The 12215-nt window shown below is 71.6% G+C and carries 11 protein-coding genes; 3 read left to right on the top strand and 8 right to left on the bottom strand.

Features of this window, described 5'->3' with window-relative positions; genetic code table 11:
• The 5 genes from ACH4FH_RS10610 to ACH4FH_RS10590 form a co-directional block, all read right to left on the bottom strand.
• Complete coding sequence (locus ACH4FH_RS10610) at nucleotides 1-1920, bottom strand: ABC transporter permease (protein WP_398555640.1); 1920 nt, start codon at nucleotides 1918-1920, stop codon at nucleotides 1-3.
• A 65-nt stretch (nucleotides 1921-1985) separates the two neighbouring features.
• Nucleotides 1986-2156 (bottom strand): hypothetical protein, encoded by a 171-nt coding sequence (locus ACH4FH_RS10605; RefSeq protein WP_398555399.1) that lies wholly within the window; start codon nucleotides 2154-2156, stop codon nucleotides 1986-1988.
• Nucleotides 2156-3298: a glycine betaine/L-proline ABC transporter ATP-binding protein gene (locus tag ACH4FH_RS10600; RefSeq protein ID WP_398555398.1), complete on the bottom strand. Its 1143-nt coding sequence runs from the start codon at nucleotides 3296-3298 to the stop codon at nucleotides 2156-2158. Before ACH4FH_RS10600 ends, ACH4FH_RS10605 begins: the two co-directional genes overlap by 1 nt.
• The gene (locus tag ACH4FH_RS10595) at nucleotides 3298-4863 is read right to left on the bottom strand and encodes a GMC family oxidoreductase (RefSeq protein WP_398555397.1); all 1566 of its coding nucleotides are present in this window, start codon (nucleotides 4861-4863) and stop codon (nucleotides 3298-3300) included. Before ACH4FH_RS10595 ends, ACH4FH_RS10600 begins: the two co-directional genes overlap by 1 nt.
• A 175-nt stretch (nucleotides 4864-5038) precedes the next feature.
• A complete protein-coding gene (locus ACH4FH_RS10590; RefSeq protein ID WP_398555396.1) occupies nucleotides 5039-6547 on the bottom strand; it encodes an aldehyde dehydrogenase family protein in 1509 nt (502 codons plus the stop codon).
• A 365-nt stretch (nucleotides 6548-6912) separates the two neighbouring features.
• Between ACH4FH_RS10590 and ACH4FH_RS10585 the strand changes: the two genes are divergently transcribed.
• Together ACH4FH_RS10585 and ACH4FH_RS10580 are read left to right on the top strand one after the other, a co-directional pair.
• Nucleotides 6913-7545 (top strand): dihydrofolate reductase family protein, encoded by a 633-nt coding sequence (locus ACH4FH_RS10585; RefSeq protein ID WP_398555395.1) that lies wholly within the window; start codon nucleotides 6913-6915, stop codon nucleotides 7543-7545.
• A 259-nt stretch (nucleotides 7546-7804) separates the two neighbouring features.
• Entirely contained in the window at nucleotides 7805-8014 is a 210-nt protein-coding gene (locus ACH4FH_RS10580) for a DUF5988 family protein (protein ID WP_398555394.1), read from the top strand.
• A 34-nt stretch (nucleotides 8015-8048) separates the two neighbouring features.
• Here ACH4FH_RS10580 and ACH4FH_RS10575 read toward each other — a convergent pair whose 3' ends face one another.
• The 3 genes from ACH4FH_RS10575 to ACH4FH_RS10565 are packed head-to-tail and all read right to left on the bottom strand — an operon-like array spanning nucleotide 8049 to nucleotide 11129.
• Nucleotides 8049-8912 (bottom strand): hypothetical protein, encoded by an 864-nt coding sequence (locus tag ACH4FH_RS10575; protein ID WP_398555393.1) that lies wholly within the window; start codon nucleotides 8910-8912, stop codon nucleotides 8049-8051.
• 2 nt (nucleotides 8913-8914) lie between these two features.
• Nucleotides 8915-9289, bottom strand: coding sequence for a hypothetical protein (locus ACH4FH_RS10570; RefSeq protein WP_398555392.1), 375 nt, complete (start codon nucleotides 9287-9289; stop codon nucleotides 8915-8917).
• Nucleotides 9276-11129 carry a hypothetical protein gene (locus ACH4FH_RS10565; protein WP_398555391.1) on the bottom strand — a complete coding sequence of 618 codons (1854 nt, stop codon included), beginning with the start codon at nucleotides 11127-11129 and terminating at the stop codon, nucleotides 9276-9278. Before ACH4FH_RS10565 ends, ACH4FH_RS10570 begins: the two co-directional genes overlap by 14 nt.
• A 474-nt stretch (nucleotides 11130-11603) precedes the next feature.
• On the opposite strand from ACH4FH_RS10565, the gene ACH4FH_RS10560 reads away from it, so the two are divergent.
• A complete protein-coding gene (locus ACH4FH_RS10560; RefSeq protein WP_398555390.1) occupies nucleotides 11604-12194 on the top strand; it encodes a hypothetical protein in 591 nt (196 codons plus the stop codon).
• Nucleotides 12195-12215 lie beyond the last annotated feature (21 nt).

Here is a 12215-nt window from a genome sequence, read left to right as displayed (position 1 = left end):
TCAGGCTCCCTTCCCCGTGCGGCGTTCGGTGGGCTGGGTGACCCGGTCGAGCATCAGGCCCAGGCAGACGATGGCGACGCCCGCGACCAGGCCGAGGGCCAGGTCGCCGGTGGCGAGGCCGGTGACGACGTCGTAGCCGAGCGCACCGCCGCCCACCAGACCGCCGATGATGACGACGGCGAGCACCATGACGACACCCTGGTTGACGGCCAGCAGCATCGCGGGCCGGGCCAGTGGCAGCTGGACCTGGCGCAGGATCTGCCAGCGGGTGGCGCCGAGCGAGCGCGCCGACTCCATGGCCGCCGGGTCCACCTGGCGCAGGCCCTGGGTGGTGATGCGGATGACGGCGGGCAGGGCGTAGACCACGGCCGCGGCGGCCGCGGGGGCACGGCCCACCGCGAACAGCGCGACGACCGGGATCAGGTACACGAACTGCGGCATCGTCTGCATGACGTCCAGCACCGGCCGCAGGATGGCCTCCAGGCGCTTGCTGCCGGCGGCCAGGATGCCCACGCCGAAGCCGATCACCAGGGTCACCACGAGAGCGGCGATGACCTGGGAGAGGGTGTTCATGGAGGGCTTCCAGACGCCCAGCACGCCGATGGCGGCCATCGCGAGGACGGCGGTCAGCGCGGTGCGCCAGGTGCCGATGAGCCAGGCCAGCGCGGCGACGATGAGCAGCGCCCCGTACCAGGGCAGTGCGGTCAGGCCGTCGCGCAGCGGGTTGAGCACCCAGTCGGTGAAGTGGCTCGCCCAGTCGGCGGTGCCGCCGACGACGGGGACGCCGGAGTAGAGGTGGTCGACCATCCACTCCTTGAAGTTGTTGACGGGCCGGGCGATGGGCACGGTCCAGGCGGTCGGCCAGATCAGCGAGCCGGACAGCCGGCCGGCCACCGCGAGGAGGGCGGTGAGCACGGCGATACCGGCCCACGCCGGCCAGCCGCGCAGCAGCTTCGGGCCGGTGGTGTCGGCGTCGGCGCCGAGGCGTTCGCCGGCCGCCGCGGTGGTGCGGTCCATGACGATGGCGAGCAGCACGATCGGGATGGCGGCGGCGAGCGCGGCGCCGACGTCGACCGAGGCAAGCGCCTGGTAGACGCGGTCACCGAGACCGGCCGCGCCGATCATGGAGGCGATGACGACCATGCCGAGCGCCATCATGATCGTCTGGTTGAGGCCGAGCAGGAGTTCCTTGCGGGCCAGCGGGAGGCGGGCGGTCAGCAGCCGCTGCCGGCTGGTGGCGCCGAGCGAGGCGACGGCTTCCAGGACGCCGGCGTCGGCGCCGCGCAGACCGAGGGCGGTCAGCCGGGCCATCGGCGGCGCCGCGTAGATGACGGTCGCCAGCAGCGCGGCCGGGACGCCGATGCCGAAGACCAGCACGACCGGCAGCAGGTAGGCGAAGGCGGGCAGCACCTGCATGGTGTCGAGGACCGGCCGCAGCAGTCGGAACGTGCGGTCCGACAGCCCAGCGGCGAGGCCGAGCAGCGCGCCGACGACGACCGAGGCGAACACCGCCACGACCATCAGCGCGAGCGTCTGCATGGTCGGCACCCACATCTCCAGCAGACCGCTGACCACGAAGGAGATCAGAGCGGTCGCGGCGATCCGGAGGCCGGCCACGCGCCAGGCGATCAGCGTCACGCCGGCCGTCACACCGGTCCAGCCGAGGGCGAGCAGCAGCAGGTACACGCCGCGTACGGAGATCACGACGGCGTTGCTGAGGTGGCCGAGGAAGTAGACGAACAGCGGGTGGCTGTCGCGGTTGTCGATGATCCAGTCGCTGGTGCTGCCGAGCGGGCCGGAGACATCGACGGTCAGCGAGGAGGGCCAGGCGGCGCCGTACTTGGCCTGCAGCAGGGGGGCGAGGACCGCCGCGACGACGGCGAGCAGCAGGAGCTTGGCCAGGCCGCGGCGGTTCAGCATCTGCTGCACCGGGGTGGGCTTGACGAGGGTGGCGAACCGCTGGGGGGTCGGGGGCGTGGCGAAGCTCATGCACGCCCCCGCTTCACGGTGCCGGCGGACACCTGCATCGCGGCGGCGCGCTGGGCCTCGCGCCAGCGGCGCAGCAGGCCGGCGCGCAGCCGCGCCGCCGGGGTGGCGGCCGGTGCGCGGGAGGCGGCGGCGCGCAGGGGGCCGCCGCGGGGGGTGGCGGCATACATCAGGCAGCCACCTCGCCGGGCTGGGGGCGGTCGATGCGGGCGACCACGTTGAGCAGGCAGGCGTGGTCGACGATGCCCAGGCAGCGGCCGTTGTCGACGACGCGGGCGGCGCCGCCGGAGCGGACGACCGCCTCGATGGCGTCGGAGATCAGCGTGTCGGGGGTGAGCGCGGGGCCCTCGTCGGCCTCGCCGTCCTTGGCGGGGCGCATCGCGCGGCGGACGGTCAGCACCTGCTCACGCGGGACGTCCCGGACGAAGTCGCGGACGTAGTCGTCGGCGGGGGAGCCGACGATCTCCTCGGGGGTGCCGAGCTGCACGATCTTGCCGTCGCGCATCAGGGCGATCCGGTCGCCGACCAGCAGGGCCTCGGCGAGGTCGTGCGTGATGAAGACCATGGTGCGGCCCTCGTCGTGGTGCAGCCGGACGACCTCTTCCTGCATATCGCGCCGGATGAGCGGGTCGAGGGCGCTGAACGGCTCGTCGAAGAGCAGCACCTCGGGGTCGACGGCGAGCGCGCGGGCCAGCCCGACGCGCTGCTGCTGGCCGCCGGAGAGCTGGCCGGGGCGGCGCTTCTCCAGGCCGGCCAGGCCGACCTTCTCGACGACCTCGGCGGCCCTGGCGCGGCGCTCGGCCTTGCCCACGCCCTGGATCTCCAGGCCGTAGGCGACGTTGTCGAGGACGGTGCGGTGCGGCAGCAGGCCGAAGTGCTGGAAGACCATCGAGGCGCGGCGGCGGCGCAGCTCGCGCAGCGCGCCGCGGTCCATGGCGCGGACGTCCTCGCCGTCCATCTCCAGGCTGCCGCTGGTCGGCTCGATGAGCCGGGTCAGGCAGCGTACGAGGGTGGACTTGCCGGAGCCGGACAGGCCCATGACGACGAAGACCTCGCCCTTGTGGACGTCGAAGGAGACGTCGCGGACGGCGGCGGTGCAGCCGGTCTGCTCGCGCAGTTCCTGTGCGTCCAGGTCGGCGACGGAGGCGTCGTCGGGGATGCGCTCCGCCTTGGGTCCGAAGACCTTCCAGAGGTTGCGGACGGAGAAGACGACCTCACGGCCGTCCCGCTCCACGGCCTGCTCGTTGACCGAGGTCTCCTCGGTCGTGCGGGCCTCGGGTATGTCGGATGCGCCGGCGGAGGTGGTAGCCATCACGCATCACCTCCTTGGGTGGTGGCCTTGTGGAGCAGTTCTGCGCACTTCTCTCCCACCATCAGGACGCCGAGCATCGGGTTGACCGCGGGCATCGTCGGGAAGACGGAAGCATCGGCGATCCGGATACCGGACATCCCCCGGATCTTCAACTCCGGGTCGACGACCGCGAGTTGGTCGTCACCGGCACCCATCTTGCAGGTGCCGGCAGGGTGGTAGACGGTGTGCGCGGCCTTGCGGACCAGCTCGCTGATCTGCTCGTCGTCGGTGACGTCCGGGCCGGGGAATACCTCGCGCTTGAGCCACTTGGCGAACGGCTCGGCCCGGGCGACCTTCCGCGCCAGCTTGATGCCGTCGACCAGCGTCTTGCCGTCGTAGTCGTCCTCGTCCTCGAAGTACCGGAAGTCGAGCGCGGGCTTGACCTCGGGGTCTGCGGAGGTGAGGTAGAGCCGACCGCGGGAGCGGGACTTGGGGATGTTCGGGGTCATCGACACGCCGTGCTCGGGGCGTTCGTAGCCCAGCCGCTCGGGGTTGTCGGTGAAGGGGATCTGGTAGAAGTGGAACATCAGGTCAGGGCCCTTGTGCTCCGGGTCCCGCTTGACGAACAGACCCGCGTCGGAGTCCATCGCGGAGTTGCCCGGGATCGGCCCGTTGGTCTCCCAGACGATGACCGACTCGGGGTGGTCGATCAGGTTCTCCCCGACGCCCGGCAGGTCGAGCACGCACTCCATACCCAGCGCTTCGAGGTCCTTCCTCGGCCCGATGCCCGAGTGCATCAGCAGCCGCGGGGTGTCGACCGCTCCGGCGCAGACCAGCACCTCGCGGCCGGCCTCGACCAGGACCTCTTCGCCGTCCTTGGTGCGGACGTGCACACCGGTCGCCCGGGTGCCGTCCAGCTCCAGCCGGGTCGCCCAGGTCTCCAGCAGCAGCGTGAGGTTCGGGCGGTCGCCGGCCTCCATGTGCGGATGCAGGTAGGCGACCGAGGCGGAGGAGCGCTTGTTGTTCTCCGGGTGGTACGAGAGGTCGAAGAAGCCGACCCCCTCGTCGAACGGCTTGTCGTTGAAGCCGACGACCTCCGGGACGCCGAGCGCCGACTTGGTGGCCTCGATCCAGTCCGAAGCGATCTCGTTCTGGTCCTTCTTCGCCACCCGCACGACGTTGTTGCGCAGCTTGCCGAAGTACGGGTCCATGCTCTTGGCGTTCCAGCCGGCCGCGCCGGCCTCTTCCCACTCGTCCCAGTCCGAAGGCAGCGGCTTGAAGGAGATCAGGGTGTTGTGCGAGGAGCACCCGCCCAGGACCTTGGCGCGGCTGTGCAGGATGTGCGAGTTGCCGCGCGGCTGCTCGGTGGTCGTGTACTCGTAGTCCAGCTCACCGCCGAGGAGGCCGAGCCAGCGGCGCAGCGTCAGCACGTCGTCGCGGTCGATGTCGCTGGGGCCGCCCTCGATGACGACGACGCTGACGTTCGGGTCCTCGGTGAGCCGGGAGGCGATCACGGAGCCGGCGGTGCCGCCGCCGACGACGACGTAGTCGGCCCGGACGGTGCGGGAGGGGGATGAGGGGGGCATGGGGTGGTGCTCCTTTTGCACAGTGCGTGAGCGGCTGCGGTACTGCGTGCCGCGGGTGGCGGCGGATGCTGCCGGCCTGCGGGACCTGCGAGAAGTGCTGCTGACCTGCGGGGACGGGATGATCCAGAGGGCTGCGGGCGGGCCGGTTTGACCCACCCGCAGCCGACCGGAACGATCAGCCGGCGAACCAGCGGACGGCCTCGGGCCGGAGGTTCTCGTAAATGTGCTTGCTCTCGCGGTACTCGTCCAGACCCGTGGGCCCCAATTCCCGACCAATACCCGACTTGCCGAAGCCGCCCCACTCCGCCTGCGGGAGGTAGGGGTGGTAGTCGTTGATCCAGATGGTGCCGTGCCGCAGACGGGCGGCGACCCGGCGGGCACGGGCGGTGTCGGCGGACCAGACGGCGCCGGCCAGGCCGTATTCGGTGTCGTTGGCGAGCGCTGTGGCCTCGTCCTCGGTGGTGAAGGTCTCCACCGTCAGGATCGGACCGAAGGTCTCCTCGCGGATCACCTTCATGTCGCGGTGGCAGCCGTCCAGAACGGTCGGCGCGTAGAAGTAGCCGGTGACGGGCCGCACGTCGGACGGCTTGGGGCGGGAGCCGCCGCAGCGCAGCTGGGCACCCTCGGAGAGCGCCGAGGCGACGTACGCCTCCACCTTCTCCAGCTGCTGCTGCGAGACGAGCGGGCCGCACTCGACGCCGTCCTCGGTGCCGCGGCCGAGCTTGATCTTCTCGGCGCGGCGGGCGAGCTCGGAGACGAAGCGGTCGCGGACCGACTCCTCGATGATCAGCCGGGCACCGGCCGAGCAGACCTGGCCGCTGTGGATGAACGCCGCGTTCAGCGCCTGGTCGACGGCGGTGTCGAAGCCCTCTTCGGTGGCGCAGGAGTCGGCGAAGACCACGTTGGGGTTCTTGCCGCCGAGCTCCAGCGCGATCTTCTTGGCGCCGGACACCGCGGCCGCGCCCGCCTTCGTGCCGCTGACCAGGCCACCGGTGAAGGAGAACAGGTCCACGTCGGGGTGCTCGGCCAGCCGCTGGCCCACCGGCACACCCGCGCCGGTGACGATGTTGGCGACGCCGGCCGGCAGCCCGGCCTCGACGAGCAGCTTGATCAGGTGCACGGTCGACAGCGGCGTGACCTCGCTGGGCTTGATCACGAAGGTGTTGCCGGCCGCGAGCGCGGGCGCGACCTTCCAGCTGGCCTGGAGCAGCGGGTAGTTCCACGGCGTGATGAGCGCGCAGACACCGACCGGCTCGTGGACGACGACGCTGTGCACGTCCGGCGACCCTGCGTCGACGACCCGGCCGCCGCTCTCGTTCATCACCACGTCGGCGAAGTAACGGAAGGCGTTGGTGACGTCGTCGACGTCGACCCGGCCCTCTTCCAGCGTCTTGCCGGTGTCCCGGCTCTCGATCAGCGCGATGGTCTCGCGGTCGCGCTGCAGCAGCTCGGCGACCTTGCGCAGCAGCGCGGAGCGCTCGGCGACGGCCGTGCGGGGCCAGGCGCCGGCGCCGCCGTCGAAGGCGCGGCGCGCTGCGGCGACCGCCGCGTCGACGTCCTCGGCACCACCCTCGGACACCAGCTCGAGCGTCGTCGCGTCGGCGGGGTCGAGGACCTCCCGCGTGGCGCCGGATGAGGCGGGGAGCCACACCCCGTCTACGTGAATGGTCTCGATTGCCGCCACGTCTGTTCTGCCTTCCGCTTACGATGCGTTGCCACTGGTTCAACCAGCAACGGGAACCCCTCCCCCCTCACCCTCCACCTATGCCCAAACCTTCATGGAAAGTGACTCGACTCACTCCATGTGCGGCCGAATGTCCTGGTACGTGTCGTTGACAGTCGCGTCACCGCCGCAGGTGCCGGCGGCACCGAGCGGACCAACGGGCGGGCGCGCCCGCCCCGGAGAACACGGTCGCCGGCATCACCCTCCCGGCCGACGAGCTCCCCCGCGGGTGACCCGCCCCGGGCATTCCCGCCGCGTCGTCGCGCTGATGGCGACGACCGGCGCCATCATGAGGAGGAGCCGGGCCGACCGATGAGGAGCGGGTCATGACGCAGGTCTTCGCGGACATCTCGATGTCCCTGGACGGATACATCACCGGACCGAACGACAGCGTCGACAACCCCTTGGGCGACCAGGGCGAGCGGCTCCACGAGTGGGTGTTCGGCCTGAAAGGCTGGCGCGCCCGGCACGGCATGGAAGGCGGCAGGGAGAGCCGTGCGTCCGAGCTGATGGAGGAGGCGTTCAGCCGCTCCGGCAGCTTCCTGATGGGTCGCCGGATGTTCGACGCCGGCGAGCAGCCCTGGGGCGAGGAACCCCCCTTCCGGGGGCCGGTGTTCGTGGTCACCCACAGGGCCGGCGCGGAGATCGCCAAGCGCGGCGGCACCACCTTCTCCTTCGTCACCGACGGCATCGAGGAGGCCCTGCGCCGGGCGAAGGAGGCCGCGGGCGAGAAGGACGTGTCCGTCGCCGGCGGTGCCGCGGTGATCCAGCAGCTGCTCGCCGCCGACCTCCTGGACGAGCTGCAGATCCACCTCGTCCCCGTACTCCTCGGTGGCGGCGTCCCGCTCTTCGCCGCACTGCCCGGCCTGCGCGAGCTGGAGCCGACCCGGGTGATCGACTCCCCCGCCGTCACCCATCTGCGGCTGCGTCCGGCCCGCCGGGCGGACCCGACGCGCTGACCCGGCCCCGCCCGCGATCGCGATGTCGTTGCCAGGCATCTCGTCCAGGAGGTTCACGGCCCGCTCGCACACGTCCCCATTCCGCTTCTTGGTGTGGGGGGCGCGGCTGTCCCGGCAAAAGCTCCTCTTTTTTGCCGGCGACCCGGCTCACCGGGAGGGACCTGGCCCCCTCACCGATACGGCGGCTGAGCAGGGCTTGCCGGGTCAGCGTCGGCGAGCCGTCCCCGTGGGCCGGGATGGCTCGCGAGACACTGCGTGCATGGCTGGCAATGCACCGAAAGCAGTGCTCCAGGGTGGGCCCGAAGGGCTCCCGGAGCGGATCGTTCCGGTCGATCCTCCCGGAGCCGAGCTGAAGATCCCGTATCGCGGTGGCTATGAGCACTTCCGGGCCACCAAGCGGGAGTGGGACACCGCCGAGGGGCGGCTGCCCGTCTACGAGTGGTGGGAGCGCACGGAACTGCCCGGGTAGGACGTCGGTCCGTCAGCGGGCGTCCACAAAGGTGTCAGGCGGTGGGGGCGAAGGCTTCCAGGGCGATGCGCTGGGTCTTCTCCTGCTGCGGCCAGTCGGCGGCGAGGCCGAGGACGAGAACGGCGAACATGCGGCCGTCAGCGGCGGTGAAGGCGCAGTCGACGACCTTGACGCGCTCGCCCCTGCGGTCGCTGTCGTACGCGTAGACGAGCTGGGTGGCGTCCGGGCCCAGGGCGGGCGCACCGAGCGGTCCCAGGCTGACCTCCTCGTAACCGGGTTCGCCGGACCTGTCGCGTGATGCCTCCTCCAATGCCTCACGTGCGGTGGCCCCTCCGGTGATCTCGAAGATCTGCACCAGACCGCGGTCGTCCGATGCGGTGTAGAAGACCCCGTGCTTGTCCTCGCTGCGCTTCCAGCCCCGGGGGACCACGGTGGTGAAGTCCGCGCGGTCGTGGACGAGGCGATAGCCGTCCGGGACCTCGGTGCCGGACGGGGAGTCCTCGGGGGTCGGCGAGCCGGACGAGGAGGGATCACTTGCGCCCGAGGTGGCGCCCGCGACCGCCGGTGCGGATGCCTGGGTGCCCTGCGGGCCGGCGTCGGCCGGAGGGTCCCCGTCGCGGCCCCACAGCAGCCATCCGCCGCCCACGCCGATGGCGATCACGGCCACCGCGGCGCCCGCGATGAGCGCGGTCGAGTGGCGGGTCCACAGACGGCTGGGCGGGTGGGCCGGATCGTCCTGGGGCGACAGGTCGCCCTGCGGCGGGGGCGGCGGTGGCGGCGGGGTCGGCGCGAAGTCGGGGCGCGGCGGCATCGGGCCCGTATAGGGAACGGGCGGGGGCGTGCCGTCCTCCCAGCTCTGCGTCTCGTCGTTCCAGCGGCCACTGCTACCGCCCGCCATCGTCACCCTCCTACCAACGCGCCGACCGCCTGGCCGACGGCCGCCCCGGAGGCCAGCAGGCCCACGACGGCACCGGCGTCTGCCAGTGCGGCCCGCAGCCGGGCCAGCCGGCCGGGACCGGCCGCCCCGGTGTCGGCGATCTCCGTCTCGGTGTCGGCCAGTTCGGTGCGCAGCGCCTGCGTCTGCGGGCTCTCCACCACGACGGCCAGTTCGCCGCGCAACGCGCGGACGGCACGCAACAGCTCAGCCTGCGCCGGGTCCGCCGCGGCGGATCCGGCGCCTTCGTGGTTCGTCACCGTGTTGTTGTTGCCGATGGCGAACGCCCCCCGCACACTGCCGATGTGATTGCCGCCGCCCCGCTCGTCAGCTGTTGCCACGGGAGTTCCCTTCGTTCGGCGCGCTGCCGCCCCGGTCGTTGTTGGTGATGGTGTTGTTGTCGCCGATGCCGACCGCCCCCTGGGCGGACTCGACGTAGACGCCGCCGCTGGCGACATTGACGATCCGCTGCTCGAACTCATCGGTCTGATAACCGGCTTCGCGCAGTGCGGTGGTCACCCCGGCCGCCACCCGCTGCTGAATCGTCGTCAGGTAGCGGGTGATGTCCATGTCCTGGAAGAGGGAGGCGTCTTCGGACGAACCCAGCTCGCGCACGGAGACTCCGGGACCGTCGGGCAGCGACGCTCCGTACCCCTCGGTGCCCATCCCCCACCCCAGCAGCAGTCCGCGCAGCAGCGTGACCACCGCGCGTCCAGCGGAACCGGGCGTGCGGGCCAGCGCCCACACGGCCTTGCCGAACGGGTCGTGGTTGCGGTCGAGGTGAGCGAGCCGGTCGGCGTCCTGGAAGAGCTGCCGCAGCGGCCACAGCACATGCGGCGCGACCTCCAGCATCAGCATCCCGCCCTGGGTGTGCACCCGCACGAAGACCGTGGTCACGACGCCCTCGCCCCAGCCGCCGACCCGGATGCGCAGGAAGTGCCGTCGGGTCTCCCCGCCCTCCTCCACCGCGCGGGCCCGGTGGGCCTCGAACTCCTGCGGCGCGTACGGTGCGGCCTCGCGGGACGGCAGCCCCTCGGCCGGCAGGAAGACGCACTCGTCGATCTCCAGCCCGCGCAGCCGGTCGCGGACCGCCCCCGCCGACTGCAACGAGCCGTGCGCGGACGGCACCCGCAGCGCCGCCACCAGCGGGACGATGCGTTGCAGGATGGCGCTGTTGTCCAGCGGCGCGACCTCGCGGCCCGGGCGCGGCCGCAGCTCCACCGACAGGGACCAGGTCTTGTACGGGCTGCCGGCACCGCGGAACGGGTTCGCGGCGCGGTACATCACCAACGGCCCGTGCTGCTCAATGCGTACCCGATCCCGTAGCCGGCTGAAGCGGTTGCCCTGGGAGCGCTCCGCGGGGTCGGACATGACGTCGGGGAAGCGCGCCTTGGACAGTTCGCGTGCGAGCACCCTGGCGAACTGCCCGCGTTGCAGCCCCACCACCACGGCCATCAGCAGCGGCAGCGCGAGGGTGATCCACGCCTGTAGGAGGAGGGAGGTCTCGTGGCTGCCGCCCAGGGACGACGGGTCCAGGCTGCCGACCTGCGCGCCGCCGGGCCACCCGCCGCCGCCGGAGGAGCCGTAGGAGTCGTAGTCGGGCGTGTCACCGGTCATGAACGCCGGCAGCCCCGACGGGATGACCCATATGTTCGCCGGCCCCTCACCGCCGCTCACCCTGATGACCAGCGCCACGAGGAAGAAGGTCAGCGTCAGCCGCCCGTACCAGCGCAGCACGAAGGAGAGGAACCGCGCGATCCACTGCGGGATCGGCGCCCGGCGGATGGCACGGGCGAGGCCCATCAGCACGACGGGGAAGAGGTAGAACGACGCGAGGCCCGAGGACAACGGGACGGCCACGATCCACAGCAGCAGGATCAGCGCCGCCCAGCCCAGCTGGAGACGCCTGGCGCGCAGCGCGTGCGCCAGGACCCGGGCCGCGTCGATACCCAGGGACGGCGCGGCGAACCGCTCCTCATGGACGTACAGCTCGTCGATGACCGCGTCGCGGAACCCGTCGTCCAGGTAGGTGCCGGCGCACAGCAGCCGGGTGGCCTCACTGGCGCCCGGCGGGGTCACCGGGAACGGTGCGGGAGCCGGGCCGGCGTCCGGGCCGGTCGGTCCTGATCGCGGGGGCTCGTCGGGCTCGCCGGACTGCTCGGGCACACGTGTCTGCGTCACCGGTCTCCCCCAAGACACCAACAAGCCACCACTGCGAGCTGGTTGCGCGGACGTGGAGCCGGCAAGCGGCCGCTGTGCGGAAGCCGCAGCATAGGGGAGAACAACACTCCGTGTCAGCGCCAATGAACATGCGGTGACAGGGATCCGGGAGTTACGGTCAGCTCCAGCCGACGAAGGCCCGAAAATTCGCCGGTCCATGCGACGGATCAAGCCACGGTGGGGGCGGCAGGCCCGGCGCCCGGCCGCCCGAGTGCCTTCAACTCAACTTCTGTGCGGGGAACTTGAGTAACCGGTCTACCAATGTGGCAGCCTGTGACGGATTCTTGGATCTCGTCGCTCATGCGTCCCGGGGGAGGATCCGCATTGCCACGTATCCGACCGCGCGGGCCGAGACGGACCAGGCCCGCTTCCGCGTCCGCATCATCCACTTCCGCACTCTCGGGCACCGACGGGTTCAGCTGGCTGCGTGCCCTGTTGCTGGCGCTCGCCCTGAGCCTGCTGTTCGCCCTGGTGTTCCTGGTCCTGTTCGCGACCGGGTGGGGCTCGAACGAGGTGCGCGTCGGGCTGGTCGGAGGCGTCGCGGTGCTCTGCGCCGCACTCGTCGGCCTGCTGCAGTCCGTGACCCACGGCTTCCGGCTGTCCGAGATCGCCTTCGCCTTCGCGGTCCCCGTCGCCGCCCTCGTCGTCGTGTCCCTGCTGCTGGGGTCGGAGGAGGACTCCCGGCCGGTCCCCGTCACCGCCAAGACCCATCTGGCGGGCGGGCGGTCCATGACCAACGGCAGCACGGCGCGGGTCACCGTCGCCTCCGGAGCCGTACGCGACCGTCTGCGGGTCACCTTCGACGCGCAGGAGGCCGGCGACGCCTCCCCGTGCATCCCCGCCAGCGCCCTCCGCATCTGGGGGAACGACCTCGCGGACGAGGTGTCGGCGAGGCTGCGGTCGGAGACGGTCGTGCACCTCCCGCTGGACACGACGGCACCCGAGATCACCTTCGACGTCGCCCTGGAAACCGACGCGCACTGCCACGTGTCCATCGACGTCAAAGAAGCGAGCCTGCGCAACTGAACGGAGCGGCGCCCCACCCTG

This window comes from Streptomyces sp. NPDC017993, from assembly GCF_044328065.1.
Lineage (GTDB): Bacteria > Actinomycetota > Actinomycetes > Streptomycetales > Streptomycetaceae > Streptomyces.
Note: the sequence above shows the minus strand (reverse complement) of the source record. Positions and strands in the feature narration are given on the sequence as shown.

What these genes read in the sequence shown, in the direction of transcription:
- ACH4FH_RS10610 (WP_398555640.1), bottom strand. Translation starts at nt 1,920, where the DNA reads ATGCTGAACCGCCGCGGCCTGGCCAAGCTCCTGCTGCTCGCCGTCGTC.
- ACH4FH_RS10605 (WP_398555399.1), bottom strand. Translation starts at nt 2,156, where the DNA reads ATGTATGCCGCCACCCCCCGCGGCGGCCCCCTGCGCGCCGCCGCCTCC.
- ACH4FH_RS10600 (WP_398555398.1), bottom strand. Translation starts at nt 3,298, where the DNA reads ATGGCTACCACCTCCGCCGGCGCATCCGACATACCCGAGGCCCGCACG.
- ACH4FH_RS10595 (WP_398555397.1), bottom strand. Translation starts at nt 4,863, where the DNA reads ATGCCCCCCTCATCCCCCTCCCGCACCGTCCGGGCCGACTACGTCGTC.
- ACH4FH_RS10585 (WP_398555395.1), top strand. Translation starts at nt 6,913, where the DNA reads ATGACGCAGGTCTTCGCGGACATCTCGATGTCCCTGGACGGATACATC.
- ACH4FH_RS10580 (WP_398555394.1), top strand. Translation starts at nt 7,805, where the DNA reads ATGGCTGGCAATGCACCGAAAGCAGTGCTCCAGGGTGGGCCCGAAGGG.
- ACH4FH_RS10575 (WP_398555393.1), bottom strand. Translation starts at nt 8,912, where the DNA reads ATGGCGGGCGGTAGCAGTGGCCGCTGGAACGACGAGACGCAGAGCTGG.